This is a genomic window from Xenorhabdus hominickii, assembly GCF_002632725.1.
In the GTDB taxonomy this organism is placed as follows: domain Bacteria; phylum Pseudomonadota; class Gammaproteobacteria; order Enterobacterales; family Enterobacteriaceae; genus Xenorhabdus; species Xenorhabdus hominickii.
The window spans coordinates 189434-203655 of record NZ_NJAI01000001.1 but is presented as its reverse complement, the minus strand read 5'-3'; the positions used below and the strand labels follow the sequence as shown (position 1 = coordinate 203655).

10 protein-coding genes and 2 pseudogenes are annotated in these 14222 nt (G+C 43.5%); 7 read left to right on the top strand and 5 right to left on the bottom strand.

The genetic code is table 11. From position 1 onward, the window contains the following. Positions 1-141: 141 nt before the first annotated feature. Complete coding sequence (locus tag Xhom_RS48190; RefSeq protein WP_069316999.1) at positions 142-750, top strand: histidine phosphatase family protein; 609 nt, start codon at positions 142-144, stop codon at positions 748-750. A gap of 333 nt (positions 751-1083) precedes the next feature. On the opposite strand, the gene Xhom_RS48185 is transcribed toward Xhom_RS48190, so the two are convergent. From Xhom_RS48185 to Xhom_RS48175, 3 genes are all read right to left on the bottom strand, one after another. Continuing rightward, a complete protein-coding gene (locus Xhom_RS48185; RefSeq protein ID WP_069316998.1) occupies positions 1084-4362 on the bottom strand; it encodes a type I restriction endonuclease subunit R in 3279 nt (1092 codons plus the stop codon). Positions 4363-4473: 111 nt separating this feature from the next. Then, complete coding sequence (locus tag Xhom_RS48180) at positions 4474-5913, bottom strand: restriction endonuclease subunit S (RefSeq protein WP_069316997.1); 1440 nt, start codon at positions 5911-5913, stop codon at positions 4474-4476. After that, positions 5903-7507, bottom strand: coding sequence for a type I restriction-modification system subunit M (locus tag Xhom_RS48175; protein ID WP_069316996.1), 1605 nt, complete (start codon positions 7505-7507; stop codon positions 5903-5905). The genes Xhom_RS48180 and Xhom_RS48175 overlap by 11 nt, the downstream gene beginning before the upstream one ends. Positions 7508-7969: 462 nt before the next feature. Here Xhom_RS48175 and Xhom_RS48170 point away from each other — a divergent pair, with 462 nt between their 5' ends. Next, on the top strand, positions 7970-8206 hold the full coding sequence (locus Xhom_RS48170) for a hypothetical protein (RefSeq protein ID WP_145957420.1): 237 nt from the start codon (positions 7970-7972) through the stop codon (positions 8204-8206). 18 nt (positions 8207-8224) lie between these two features. Here the strand turns inward: Xhom_RS48170 and Xhom_RS48165 are convergent, their stop codons facing one another. Next, complete coding sequence (locus Xhom_RS48165) at positions 8225-8950, bottom strand: SDR family oxidoreductase (protein WP_069316994.1); 726 nt, start codon at positions 8948-8950, stop codon at positions 8225-8227. Positions 8951-9313: 363 nt separating this feature from the next. After that, positions 9314-10228: a LysR family transcriptional regulator gene (locus tag Xhom_RS48160; RefSeq protein WP_069316993.1), complete on the bottom strand. Its 915-nt coding sequence runs from the start codon at positions 10226-10228 to the stop codon at positions 9314-9316. A 125-nt stretch (positions 10229-10353) separates the two neighbouring features. Between Xhom_RS48160 and Xhom_RS48155 the strand changes: the two are divergent. The 5 genes and pseudogenes from Xhom_RS48155 (at position 10354) to Xhom_RS48135 (ending at position 13889) form a co-directional block, all read left to right on the top strand. Then, positions 10354-11733, top strand: a pseudogene (locus tag Xhom_RS48155) (MFS transporter). After that, the gene (locus Xhom_RS48150; RefSeq protein WP_069316992.1) at positions 11733-12143 is read left to right on the top strand and encodes a DUF4440 domain-containing protein; all 411 of its coding nucleotides are present in this window, start codon (positions 11733-11735) and stop codon (positions 12141-12143) included. The pseudogene Xhom_RS48155 and the gene Xhom_RS48150 overlap by 1 nt, the downstream one beginning before the upstream one ends. 112 nt (positions 12144-12255) lie before the next feature. Continuing rightward, positions 12256-12403 (top strand): annotated as a pseudogene (locus Xhom_RS48145) (IS982 family transposase); the annotation flags it as partial. 741 nt (positions 12404-13144) lie between these two features. After that, positions 13145-13453 carry a helix-turn-helix domain-containing protein gene (locus Xhom_RS48140; protein WP_069318487.1) on the top strand — a complete coding sequence of 103 codons (309 nt, stop codon included), beginning with the start codon at positions 13145-13147 and terminating at the stop codon, positions 13451-13453. After that, the gene (locus Xhom_RS48135; protein ID WP_232326115.1) at positions 13431-13889 is read left to right on the top strand and encodes an RNA-dependent RNA polymerase family protein; all 459 of its coding nucleotides are present in this window, start codon (positions 13431-13433) and stop codon (positions 13887-13889) included. Before Xhom_RS48140 ends, Xhom_RS48135 begins: the two co-directional genes overlap by 23 nt. The last annotated feature ends 333 nt before the right edge of the window (positions 13890-14222 follow it).

Genomic DNA, 14222 nt, shown 5'->3' with positions numbered 1-14222 from the left:
GGAGATTCTGGCATGTCTCACCATATTACTGGTCAATCAAGGCATCAATCCACGCTCTTTCCAGAACTCATGGACGACTTTGTTAGCGAAGATACATTAATGATTTTGTGACCATGAATGTAACTATGTGTTGAGGTGAACATGAAGAAAATATACTTAATTACGCACGGTGAAGCTACCCATGGTGTGAATAAATGTGTTGGAGGCTGGTTTGACTCTAGCCTCACTGAAAAAGGGCTTGAACAGGCACGACTGGTAAAGAAAAAACTGGTGGATTCAGGTGCTATCGATGATGTCACAAAAGTCTATTCTTCGGACTTAAAACGTTGCCAGCAGACATCAAATGAGATTTTTTCAGGAACACAGCTACCTATAGTGTTTGATTCGCGATTGCGTGAAATGTCATTTGGGAAACATGAAGGAATGGACCAGGATGAACACAATAAACTCATTGTTCCAGCATCTCCGACAGGAGACCGAGAAAACCATAGGATATGTGAAGGGGCTGAGTCAAGGGGTGAGCTTTTTACCCGTGTAGAAAGCTTTATCCAAGATGTTTACGAAAAAAGCGATTCGTCGATTGCTGTAGTAACTCATGGCTTCTCTGCTTCCTTTGTTATTGCCGCATTCCAGAAACTCAAGCTTGACAGTAGTGGGTATGTTTCATACCGATTTGAGCAAGGAAAATACACAGTTCTCGTTGAGGATTATTTATTTAAGAATAGAACGTTGGCTTATCTCAATGTGTAACGAAACAATTAAAACATACCTTGTAGTTGGTGCAAACGAAGGGATTGGTCGGGCTGTTGCTGATTTAATAGTCAGCAAGGGGAACAGACTAATAGCCTTTGATAAAAGCTACGACGAAATCGGATGCTTAAATGCAACCTAAATCGATGTTTGTTGGATGAAATCACGGTTTTTACACAGTCTGTACCAACTGCGGACACTCATAAATGTGGTTCTCTTAACGAATCAAGATGTCCATAAATAACTCTGAGGTGTCTTTCAAATCTGGTGTATTCAGCCTGAGGTGGCAATCAGTTGCACATGTAACTGATTGCCAAACCTCGATGAGATAAATCAACTATGCTGGTACTTCTTGAAGTTCTCTGCCTGCTCCAGAACGCTTTTGTAAACCTCATCGTTAGCCACTGGGGGGAAGCCATAACGGTGTAGCAGCAGGATAAGATCGACTTTCAGCTTGGCCTTAATGTCGTCGCGGTTACTCCAGTCGGGGTACTGGGTACCATCGTCGACAATGACCTTCATCTCCTTGGCTAAGGCCAACATTTTGTCATCGTCGTAGGTAAAATCGTACTTCTGGCACATATGCAGCAGAATATCGAGAAAGGCCTTCTCTTCCATGTCGATACCGATATCCTCAAATGACATCATCTCGGTCTTGATGTCATAGATCATATCAGCCATCTGCTGAGTGAAGATGTCGAACTCTTCACCGTTGAGCACATCGTTCTCTTTACGCTGGTTATACTGTTCAACCAAGGCTTGGAAGCGCTTGGAAAAGTTGATCCCTTGAAGTTGGTTCACCTTTTGAAAATCATTGATGGCTTTTGCCAACATCTTTTGTAGCAGTTGCATCCGGGTGTTGGGCAGCTTGATTTTGCCAATGCGATCCATGTACTCATCATCAAAAATATCGATGGTTTCGGCTTTGTCATCACCTAAGGTAAAGATTTCTTCGACACCTTCCGCCTTGAGTGCTTCGGCTATCATCTCACGCACTTTTTGGTTCATCTGCGCAGTATCAGGGGCATCACCTTTCGTCAGTTTGTAGACAATCGAACGTACCGCTAAATAAAAATGGATTTGCTCACGCTCTTCCTGTGTAATTTCTTCACTACCAACGCAGACATCATAGGCAGCTTTTAAGCGTTTCACTAACCCCATAAAGCGTAGTTCGACTTTCTTCGTCTGCAATACGAATTCAGCCGCCTTATTGAGGCATTCTAATTGCAAGGTCGGTGCACCTGAAAAGTAATCACGACTATCAAAATTATGAAACACTTGCGCCAATAAATGCAGGTGATTACGAACCTCGACGATGGATTGCTGAACATCTTCAAAGTTAGATTTATCCGCCTTCGAGTACATCGCCAACGCCATATTCATTCGGCTTTTAATGCCGATATAGTCAACTACAAGCCCCTTGTCTTTACCTTCGAAACGACGATTTACCCGGGAAATGGTTTGGATAAGATTATGCTTTTGCAACGGCTTATCAATGTAAATGGTGTCGAGTTCCGGCACGTCAAAGCCCGTCAGCCACATATCCACCACAATCGCTATCTTGAAGTTAGACTTAGGGTTTTTAAATTGCTTGTCTAACTCTCTGCGGTACTCTTTAGTACCGAGCAAATTGTACATAGCTTCTGCGTCATCTTTCCCCCGTGTCATTACCATATTGACCAAAGGAAGACTCACTAACTCTTTTTTCTCTTGTTCAGTAAGAGATATACCATCAATAGCCTGTTTCGCTTCAAACCACTCAGGGCGTTGCTGTTTAAGGCTCTGGTAAAAAGCATACGCAATCTCACGGCTGGCGCAAACAACCATGGCTTTACCTTTGATCGTTGAGCCTTCCTCTACGCGTTTTTGGTAATGTTGAGCAAAATCTTTAGCTAGAGCCTCTATGCGGTCGGGGTCACCAAGAATGGAGTTCATGTTAGCGGTTGCCTTCTTGCTCTCTTCAATCTGGTACTCGTTTGTTCCTTGTGCTTCACACTCCTGATAATACTGTTCGATTGCCTCTAGTTTGCTGTTATCAAGGACTATCTTGGCGGCTCGTCCTTCATACACAATGCGAACGGTGATTTCATCATTGACCGACTCCGTCATGGTGTAGCTATCGATAGTATCGCCGAATACATCCAGCGTTGCGTCGATAGGCGTGCCCGTAAACCCAACATAGGTCGCATTCGGTAGTGAGTCATGCAGATACTTGGCAAAACCGTAAGTCTTTTTAACCGTGCCATTTTCCTGATTAATACTGATTTTCTGGTCAAGGTTGATCTGGCTACGGTGGGCTTCGTCAGAGATACAGATAATATTGCTGCGCTCAGAAAGCAGTTGAATATCTTCGGTAAACTTATGAATGGTGGTGAGAAATACCCCGCCACTGGCTCGTCCCGCCAGTTTGTTCCGCAGATCTTGCCGACTCGATACCGGTTCAATAATCTCATCACCAATAAAGGCAGTGGCATTACAAAACTGCTTAGCGAGCTGCTCATCGAGATCGGTACGGTCGGTAATTAAGATAATCGTTGGACTGGCAAAATTGACACTCTTCATCAATAAGCGAGTCAAAAATTGCATGGTGTAGCTCTTACCGCAACCCGTTGCACCGAAATAGGTTCCGCCCTTACCGCTACCACCAATATTCTCGCCACTGCCCGTGATTTGCTTACGCTCTTTTTTAATGTTGTAGTAAAGCTTACGGGCTGCATAATATTGCGGATAACGACAACACACCTTTACTTCATGCTTACTGGTATCAGGGAAGAAAATAAAATTTTTCAGCACGTCCAGTAACCTAACGGGATGGAATAGCCCTTGAAGCAGGGTATAAAGGCCATTGATGCCCTCTTTCTCCGTTGACTCGTTGCCGTTTACTTTGCGCCATGCGTAGTAGAATTCGTAAGGGGCAAACAAGTTGCCCATTTTGTTATTCACGCCATCACTGATAATACACAATGCGTTATAGACAAATAGTTTAGGGATGTCGCGACGATAACGAACACAAATCTGTGTCCAAGCATCAAACAGTGTCGCTTCTTCCTCACGCACTGCCGATTTAAATTCGAACACCACCAGCGGCAAACCATTAACGTACAAAATCGCATCAGGAATACGCCGTTGTAGCCCGCCATCACGCGTTTGCCCCTCTATTTCCAACTGATTGACCAATCGGTAGATATTATTATCCACCTCTGACGCCACTTCTTCACCCGCAAACAGCCTAACCAGCTGGCTTGGCAGCGTTTGGGTATCAATCAGTTCGATATACAGGTCTTTTTGTTTACGGTCTTCACGTTTGAGTAAAAAACCATTACTGAGCCAATGACAGAAGGTTTTGTTGCTTTGGTATAGGTCACTTGCAGGCAAGGTTTGTAACTGTTGTAGGATGGAGGTAATTTCCCCTTCGGTTATGCCTTCCGCCTGATATTGATTGGCGAGATACTGGCGCAGATCATCCGTAATTATCACTTCACTGTTATCTTTGCGTGGAATATCGTTACCCATAAAATGTGGGTAGCAAGGCTGCCCTGCATCATTTACGTGCTGTCCTAGCAAGGTGATAATAGCCTGTTCCAGTTTGGCTTCTGTAAAAATATGGCTCATGTCAGTGGCTTCTTATTGGTTTTTATAGGATTTGTTTTTATAAAATAAGTTTAATCGATTAGATAACAAAAACCGCCTCACAATGGGAAAACTGTGAAGCGGTCGAATTATTTATATCGATGCATCTTCTGCGATACTTGTTTTAACATCGCTTAGGGATAGCTCGCCAGAGATCAACTTAGGTAATAACGCATCACGGAGTTTTTCTAATGCTGACCTTTCTGTAGCATTTAGCGTCATTTTATTGAGATAGCTTTTAGTTGTAACTGTATAGATACCAATTACCTTTGTATTCGGAATGACCATTGAGATGCTTTTGAACGTTTTTTTGCTGATTTCAGCAAATGTTGTACCGCCAGCAATTCCTTTAATTTCATCCATAGAAGAGTTCAACCAATAAAGGACATACTCCGGTGAAAGCCTTTTTGTTGTAGGAATCGCGATATAGCCCTGATTAACCGCAACCGGAATTTTTGTCAGAGCAAGATAACCAATAGGTGCTCGTGAAGACATCAGCACCGTTTCAACTGGGAGTAATCCAGATGTAATTTTATTTAACCCAACATCAGTGATTTTTCGCTCTGTATCGAGCATTATTTTTTCTTTGCTACCCGATAGGTCTTTTGGAGAAGTCCAGTGAATATTTCCCCCCACCCAGAATTCAGGATTTGCAGTGCTTGGTGTAGAGCCACCTTTTACAGTAAGTTCATCACCTACGGTAGATACTTCCCACCCCTTCGGCACCCAGCCACCAAGCCCCAATGAAAGCTCTTCACATTTTTCAAAAGAAGATGGAAATAACTTACGGATATCCTCAGGTAGCGATTTAAAATTACCACTTTCACGCGCAATTTTACGCATTTCTACTCGATGCAATAACTCTTCAGAAAATGCTAAATCCTGCTCAAAAAAACCTGTATCAAGTGCGTTATCGACCACTGGATCAAAATCTACAAACCACGATTTAAACAGAGTTTGTGCCATTTGCTCCAAGGTTTGGTTGATTTGAAGGTTGAGGGAGATTTTTTTCTCTATTGATAGCAAATAGTTACCGATCGAAATTTGCAAATCCTTCGGAGGTATTCGGAATTCATATGAGAGGATTTTTGTTGGAGATGTGTGTTTTACTGTTGTCCCAGTAGCCCCACTGACAACGTGATGTCGATACTCTTTTGAGCGCAAAAGGAAATATAGGAAAGTTTTGTCTAGTGCATCGTCTTTAAATTGTACCAATCCCGTTCGCTGATTGTGCAGGAAGCGTTTAACAGATTGTTCTGGTATTAACGCAGAGTAACCAAGAGTATCAGCCTGCTTACTCAAGTCAGTCATTGTTACAACTAAATTACCAGATTTTAAAACATAGTCACTCGGAACGGGACCATCGTAGTACTTGTATTTATCCCCTTTGAACCCTCCACCAATTGCGAAGTTACCGGGTGTTAATAGGCAATTAGATGTAGGTGAATCTTTGAAATACTCTCCCTTGAAAGCAAAACCGTGTTTGATAGAAATGTGTCTATTAAGGCAAGTTACTGGCCATTCATTCCCCATAACCCAGCACCTCCATATTGGTACGGATAGCCTTATCCAACTTTTCTGCTTCATCCATCTGGCGATATAAAGTTTGAGTCAACTCCTGCATCTTGGTTTCAAAAGCAACGCCGTCATCTTCCACTTCCGCAGCGCCCACATAGCGCCCCGGCGTTAATACAAAATCGTTAGCCTTAATATCGTCAAGGGTAGCAACCTTACAGAAACCCGCCTGATCTTGGTACTCCTCAATACTAATTTCTTTAGCTGCAACACGGCGCTTAAGTTCGCTTTCGCTACTGCGCCACGCGTGGAAGGTATCGGCGATAGTGGCAATATCATCATGGGTGAGTTCTTTTTGGGTACGGCTGATCATAGTGCCGAGATTGCGCGCATCGATAAACAGTGTCTCGCCTTGACGATCACGGTAACCATATTTAGCGCTAGTTTGCTTACTCTTGCTAATAAACCATAAACAAACCGGAATTTGTGTAGTGAAAAAAAGCTGGCCGGGTAAGGCAATCATGCACTCGATACGGTCATCTTCTATTAGCTTTTGGCGAATTTCCCCTTCACCACTGGTGTTGGAACTCATCGAACCGTTAGCCAATACAAAACCCGCGACGCCGTCTTCGCTCAACTTAGAAAGCATGTGCAAGATCCATGCGTAGTTGGCATTACCAGTAGGTGGAGTGCGGAAACCGGTAAAACGGGGGTCGTTAGTCAGTTCCGCTTCATTGCGCCAATCCTTCAAGTTAAAAGGAGGATTAGCCATGATGAAATCAGCTTTGAGATCAGGGTGCTGGTCAGCAAAAAACGTATCGGCTGGGCGTTCCCCTAAGTTGCCAGTGAGACCTCTTACTGCTAAGTTCATTTTAGCCAGTTTGTAAGTGGTGCTGGTGAGTTCTTGCCCATAGATAGCAATATCTTTGCTTTTTCCTTGATGGCTATCAACAAATTTAAGTGACTGTACAAACATACCGCCTGAGCCACAGCAAGGGTCATAAATCTTGCCCTGATAAGGTTCGAGCATTTCGGCTAGCAGTGTTACCACCGATTTAGGGGTATAGAATTCGCCGCCCCCCTTACCTTCACTGGCAGCAAATCTTCCTAAAAAATATTCGTAGACTCGACCGACCAGATCTTCTTCCGCCAGACCGCACTCGCTTGCAAGGGTATCAATATTCTCAATGCTATCGATGAGGGAAGCGAGCCTTTTCACCTCTAATCCCTGACGGGAGAAATAGTTATCAGGTAAAGCCCCCGTCAGCGATGCGTTGCTCTTCTCTATAGTAGACAGGGCTGTGTCGATAATTACCGCGATATCATCTTGCTTCGCACGGGCTTTGACGTAAGACCAACGAGACTCTTGAGGCAAAAAGAAAACGTTATCCTGCTGATAGAAAACATCCATATCAACAAAGGCTTCCTGACCGTTAGCAATTAATTGGTTACGTTTGGCTTCGAACTTATCACTGATAAATTTCAGGAAGACCAAACTCAACACTACATGCTTATATTCGGAGGATTCTATGCTACCACGCAGTTGATTAGCGGTATCCCAGAGGGTCTCTTCGAAGCCTTTGTTGGTTTTTTTAGCTGGTGATTTAGCCATGTAAATAGGTTCTCTTTTTTTACGAAAAATAATCGGAGTTCTGCATATTGAGGACTAAGCTCTGGCAAAGAAGAAATGCCATCACTAGTTAATCCCTCTTCTGTCGTCCGATAATATATATAAAATGATCTTGGATGAGATTATCTCATAAAATCAGTCTGACTTAATTGCACCAGGCCAAAATGGATGTAATTTTGGTATCCCCACAGATGGGCTAGGCAATCGACCGCTCACAACCTGCGTCTTCATAACTAGGAAAATTGACCGAGTTTGCACAACAAATAGTGGTTAAACAGCTTGTAGCAGTATTGGAGTCCTATGTTGTAACTGATCGGCGCCAAAAATTAGATACAACCGTCACTAAGTCATGTCGGTATGATTGTAAATATCCCGCATAATCATGCCATCCACTGTCAGCCCTGTGCCAATAGCAGATGCTCATAGAGTTGGGGAGCTTCAACCATGGCAAAGTCAGCCCATAATAATTCTGAGTTATCAATTAAACCTGTGGCAATTCAATTTTCAAGCTCAGCAATGAAGCCAACATGCCTAAACATAAAACGCCCTGTTGATGTTGGCACTGTTGCAAATTTTTGCTGGAGATGGTTTCCCTACTACATTTTGTTATTTCTATTACTAGAAACGCAATATGTTGTGGCAATAGAGTTCCATTTTTATAGAAATCAAATTTTGCAGTAGTGCCCATTTAATTTGGTTTTAAGCTTCTTGCTTAGTGGACGCAAGAACAATTTCTCTGATACAGATATTTTGAGGTTGGCTGTAGGCATAATTTATAGCCTTAGCTACATCTTCTGCGGTTAGAACCTCACCACCCATACTTTTTTTCCAGTCTTGATATTCTTCTTTTATTTTTTTATCGGATGTGTGGCTTAATAGCTCAGTTTCGACTGCACCCGGAGCAATTATTGTGACTCTTATATTGTACTTTGAAAGTTCTTCTCTTAAATTCTCACTCATTCCATGTACAGCAAATTTTGTACCAACATAAACGGTATGGTTAGGAAAAGTTTTACGTCCGGCTACTGAGCTGATATTTATTATGGTTCCGTTTTTTCTGTTTATCATCCCTTTCGTTACAGCACTAATACCATTCATCATTCCTTTCACATTAACATTTAACATTTGTTCCCATTCGTTAGAATCTTGTAATTCCATGCTTCCTAACAGCATGACTCCTGCATTGTTAATTAGAGCATCAACGGGACCAAACTTTTGTTCTGCTTGTTCTATTGCTTTGGAAAATGATTTTTTATCTGTAACGTCAACTGCCATACATAATGTATTTGGCAAATTTAGACTTTCCATTCGTTCTATTCGTCGAGCGATTAAAAGTAGTGGATAGCCATATGAGGAAAGCAATTTTGCTGTTGCCTGACCGATTCCTGAACTAGCTCCAGTTATTACGACTAGTGGCTTTTTCATTGATATATCCTCATTAAGTAAATTTATATCAAAATGATAATTCTTACTTTAAAACTAAAGTTTTTGATGAGAAATAGTTTATTTTTTTCACTGAGATAAAAAAATTATAGATAAGGATCAGTTTTTGGTCTTTATTAAAGTGTCCGAAAATCCTTGACTGCTACACTAGCTCGCTGGATCAGAACGGAAAATTTTTTTAGCGTGCTTGATGTAAAATTACACAATTCATTTTGAAAATTTCTAAGCCGAAAGGTTGTTAGCCTTTAAGAGGGGGGCGCGATAAGTTTGCTATCATTCCGTTTTTCCTGAAGTCACTCATCGCGAATTTTGCTGATGTGTTTGAGATTGGTTGTTTAGATTCTGTTATTGTTTGCTGTTGGGCTTTTCGATCCGGCTTTGTAAGAAATCGATAAATGTCCGGACGTTTTCGGAGACATGGCGGGTATTGGGATAGAGCGCGTAGATGCCTTGCCTGGGAAAGTGGTGATCAGGCAGTAATGGGGTTAAACATCCGTTGGCAATATCTTCTTGCACCAACCAAGCGGGCAGTAATGCCACGCCTGCGCCACTGCGGGCAAATGCCCGCAGTGAAGTCGCGCTGTCAGCCATAATCATGGGAGGAGCATCTGCCCTGAACAGTACATTGTCGCCTGCAGGCGTCAAAACCTGCCAGCTTAATGGTGTGGCAAGACGGCTATGTGCGATCCAGCGCGCACTTTGCAGTTGTTTCAGGTCAGTGATGGTATTGTCATGATGCGTCGTTAAATATTCTTTTGAAGCGACAGGTAGAATATCGAACCAATCGATTAGCTTCGCATGATGAGTAGAATCTGCCAGTTGGCCAAGACGTATTGCTACATCAAAACGTCCAGAGATCAAATCATCATTTTTTGATGACGATACGTGCTGGATGCGTAGTTGTGGATGCAGGGCGGCAAATGCCGAGATCACGGGAACCACAACTCTGGCCCCATATTCCTGCGTGGTGGTGATACGCAGCATGCCTCTCAGGCCGGCATGATCGCTGCGGACATCGCCTAGGATTTTTTCCATATCCTGCAACAGCTGCAAACAGTGCAGATAAAAACGTTCGCCGGCATCGGTGATGGCTACCTGCCGGGTACTGCGACTGAGCACGGAAATGCCTAATTCCTCCTCAAGCTGCTTAATGTTAAAACTCACTACTGCTTTGGTCAGCCCCAGCGTATGCGCCGCGCCGGTAAAACTGCCGGCTTCCACTACCGCCACAAATATCTCCAGACGTTGCATATTCAGCATGGATCTTCCTTATGAACTTGGATTATTGTCAAAATAATTTAGACAGTGTAACTGCAAAACGTCGATTTATCTTTTTTTTTCTAACTGTATACTGCGCCCATTATGTTGTTTTTCATGAGAAATATATGAATTATCGGGTGCGTGTCGCCAGCGTCTATCTGCTGGGTTTTTTCATCGATCTGGTCAACATGTTTATCGCCAACGTCGCCTATCCCGATATTGGCCGGCAGCTTAATGCGCCGGTTAGTCAGCTGGCGTGGGTGAGTAATGGCTATATTCTGGGATTAACGTTGGTTATTCCCCTAAGTAGTTGGCTGGCAAAACGAGTGGGCTCAAAGCGCCTGTTTATCCTCTCATTGATTATTTTCATCATCGGCACCGGCTGTACAGCCGGCGCCTCCCATATTGAGCAACTCATTGCCTGGCGCGTGGTACAGGGACTGGGCGGGGGACTGCTGATCCCTGTTGGTCAGGCAATGACTTATGCCCTTTATCGCAGTCATGAGCGGGCAAAACTCTCTTCGGTCGTTATGCTGGTCGCCTTAATGGCGCCGGCGCTCTCTCCGGCCATCGGCGGCGTGCTCGTGGACAACGTCAGCTGGCGCTGGGTATTTTTAGCCAGTTTGCCCTTGGCATTCGTCGCATTGATTCTTGCCGTTTGTTGGCTGAAGAGTGATGTGCGTGCCACCAGTGCCGAACGGCTGGATTTCAGCGATCTTATCTCGGGCTGTCTGGCGCTGACTCTGATTCTGCTAGGCCTGACTTACATGGGCGAATCCGATCGCCTGAGCTTGGGGGCGGCGTTACTGGGCTCTGGTATTGCGCTGATGTGCTGGTATGTACGCACTTCGTTACGTAAAACGCAACCGTTGCTCAACCTGCGTCTAATCCAGAAGCCGATGCTGCAAACCGCGATGCTGATCTATCAGCTTATTCCGGGCATTTTTACCGGCGTCAGCCTGATTACGATGCTGTATTTGTAGGATCAGCTTGGGATGCATGCCACCCTGGTGGGCGCGATGATGTTTCCCTGGGCGATAGCCTCATTTGCCGCTATCTCTCTCACTGGCAAAAAGTTTAATAAGGTCGGGCCGCGTCCGTTGTTCATCATTGGTTGCCTGGTGCAGGGGATCGGTATTGGATTATTACCTCTGGTTGGCAGTGCCGATGACGTGATTTTGGCGGCTGTCGCTTATGCATTGATGGGATTCGGGGGCAGCCTGTGCAGCAGCACCGCGCAGAGTTTGGCGTTTATTCAGATACACGATGCTGAATTGGCGGATGCCAGCGCCCTGTGGAACATTAACCGTCAGCTCAGTTTCTGTTTGGGCGTGACGTTAATCAGTTTATTACTGAACGTGTTACTCAACATATCAGGTATTCAGCAAACCCAGGCTTATCATCTGTGCTTTGCACTGGCGGCCATCAGTGCTGTCATTCCCGTCTTACTCTGCCTACGGATAGCTAATAGCAGAGTTATTCTTACGTTTAATCAGGAGAAATGATGAATCGCTACTTTCAGGAAGTCTTAGATGCTCACGTACTGATCCGCCGTTGGCTCGGCGATGCCAGCAGTCCCGCCGAGGTGTGTGAAGATTTGTTGGCACGTTTCAGCCCAGCCTATTCCATGGTGACTCCAGGTGGAGGCCAGCTTGATTACACGTCGCTAACTTCGTTTTTCCGTACGCAATGCGGCGCAAAATCGGGGCTGGAGATTGAAATCGACAATATGCAATTGATTGCAGAGAGTGCTATAGGGGCTACCGTGACTTATCAGGAACGGCAACAGCTGCCAGGCCAGAACGCAACGCTGCGCTTTTCGACCGTGGTGTTCGAGTTGGAGGCGGATAATCAGGTGATATGGCGTCATCTGCATGAGACAGCTCTTCCTTTATCAGCATTCTCATTGGATTAATTTCCTTAAATCGGCTGGATGTTAGGGTATGGGCATTCAGCCGTGTTACGAAATACAACTCATGTTTTTTGTGCAAAACGTAGGATTAAATCGCATCAATATTAGCAAGTGTTTTCACATGTCATATTACCGTAAATTTAAAGCCTTCTATGTGGAGTTCTCTGGAAGTATCACAATCATAATTTCCCAGCTTGCTCAGTTATACTCGTTCCACCAGTATTGCACCTTCCGGTTTAGTGTCACTATGTAGTTATCTGACAAATTCAGGCTAAAAATAGGTTCCCGATATAATTCAGCTAGCGACACCAACACACAATGGGGCAGAAACATGCTGGCGATGATCATGCCCCGATATGTCCTTGGGCATAAATGAGTTAACCCAAAGGTAGGTAACGATCTGACGATGATGAGAAAATATATGGCTAACTGCCAGGTCAAGTTCGAGTGACGACTAATACACTTCAATATTGCCTACTATGTCTCATTTTTAAATATTCCCTTTGATAGTTATGGATTTCATTAATATGATTAATACTTGATGTGTTGAGGGATAACTACGCCATTAACTGGACTTAGTCCGAGGAAAGAGAAATCTTTCTACCCTTTTACCCCCACATGCCTAGCTTCTCTATATTAGTGACAGCATGAACATGGGTGGGTACTCGAACCTTTTGGGCGACCAAAGGTTCGTCGAGACGGGGGCTTTGTGCTGATCAATCCCTTCCTTTGTGAGGCGAACTTGTAACTTCTTAATCTCATCTGCGGATGAGGTGGGTTTCAAGGCACATAGGAGATATTTATGAAAAAACATAACGCACATCAAGATCAGCAAGTAAACCAAAAGACACGCCCGAAGAAGTGGGAAACCGTTTTTTCAATCATTAAGTTCATACTCGTATGGATTTATAGAATCTGGCTCTTACTACGTATGTTAGAAGGAACAGAAAGGGGTGACGAGTAAGTTTACTCCCCCTTGTTTCGAACCTACTATGGACTACCTAATGATCCACAAAGCTTTAAAATTAATTCGACAATATCATGAACTAACGGTTAGCGATTTAGCTAACGAGTTTGGTTTGACGCCGTTGTATTTAAAAGAACTTGAATCAGGTAATAGGCCTATCGAGAGCGAATTACTTGAGATGTATTCATCAAAGTTTGATATCCCCGTAACTTCTCTTGTAATGTTTTCTCAGAACATCCACAAGGAAGGGAAGTTAGCCAAAAAATTCAGACAATTAATGGTTGGTAAAGTTCTAGTAATTGCAGACTGGGCGATCAATAAGAATGACAAAAAAATCAAAGCTTAAAATAGTTACCAGAAAAAAATCCTATACCTTACAAGATTCTCCTTTCTACAAACTTAAGTCAAAAAAGAAGTTAACAAATCTACTCAAAGTTGATATGGAAACTCTGCTTCGTATGATGAACGATACGGAAAACTACAACGAGTTTGAGGAAAAAGGTAAGAAGGGTAAGGTACGTAAAATACAGCATCCAGTAGGCGAATTAGATGTAGTTCACACACGGATCGCAAGTCTAATTTGCCGAATTGCTACACCGAGTTTTTTGCATTCTGGAAAGAAACAACACTCAAATGTAGGTAATGCTCGTATTCACTGTAACAGTTTTCCACTCATGACAACGGATGTTTGTTCTTTTTTTCCATATCGACAAAAAGAAGCATGGTTTTTTCGTTTTTCTACACAGTTATGGAATGTTCATCAGATGTCGCAGATATCTTAAGCCATATTTGCACAATTCACGGTCACCTTCCAACAGGTAGTCGCATCAGTATGCCACTCGCTTACTGGGCTAACTGTAGAATGTTTAGCGAGCTCGAACAGTTAGCTATTAAGCACAATGTAACAATGACTTTGTATGTCGATGACCTTACTTTCTCGGGAAACCACGTAAACCCACTTTTCAAGTCCATAACTCGTCAGATTATTGAAAGGCATGGACACCAAATGCACCCGACCAAAACAAAATTGTATCGCGGCAAAGAACCGAAGCTTGTAACAGGCATTGTGATAAAGGATGAAATAGTGTTCGTACGTAATGAGCAGCGAATGAAGC

Coding starts and splice junctions, on each gene's coding strand:
- Xhom_RS48180 (WP_069316997.1), bottom strand. CDS start 5,913: ATGGGGAATGAATGGCCAGTAACTTGCCTTAATAGACACATTTCTATC.
- Xhom_RS48185 (WP_069316998.1), bottom strand. CDS start 4,362: ATGAGCCATATTTTTACAGAAGCCAAACTGGAACAGGCTATTATCACC.
- Xhom_RS48160 (WP_069316993.1), bottom strand. CDS start 10,228: ATGCTGAATATGCAACGTCTGGAGATATTTGTGGCGGTAGTGGAAGCC.
- Xhom_RS48150 (WP_069316992.1), top strand. CDS start 11,733: ATGAATCGCTACTTTCAGGAAGTCTTAGATGCTCACGTACTGATCCGC.
- Xhom_RS48165 (WP_069316994.1), bottom strand. CDS start 8,950: ATGAAAAAGCCACTAGTCGTAATAACTGGAGCTAGTTCAGGAATCGGT.
- Xhom_RS48175 (WP_069316996.1), bottom strand. CDS start 7,507: ATGGCTAAATCACCAGCTAAAAAAACCAACAAAGGCTTCGAAGAGACC.
- Xhom_RS48190 (WP_069316999.1), top strand. CDS start 142: ATGAAGAAAATATACTTAATTACGCACGGTGAAGCTACCCATGGTGTG.
- Xhom_RS48135 (WP_232326115.1), top strand. CDS start 13,431: ATGACAAAAAAATCAAAGCTTAAAATAGTTACCAGAAAAAAATCCTAT.
- Xhom_RS48170 (WP_145957420.1), top strand. CDS start 7,970: ATGGCAAAGTCAGCCCATAATAATTCTGAGTTATCAATTAAACCTGTG.
- Xhom_RS48140 (WP_069318487.1), top strand. CDS start 13,145: ATGATCCACAAAGCTTTAAAATTAATTCGACAATATCATGAACTAACG.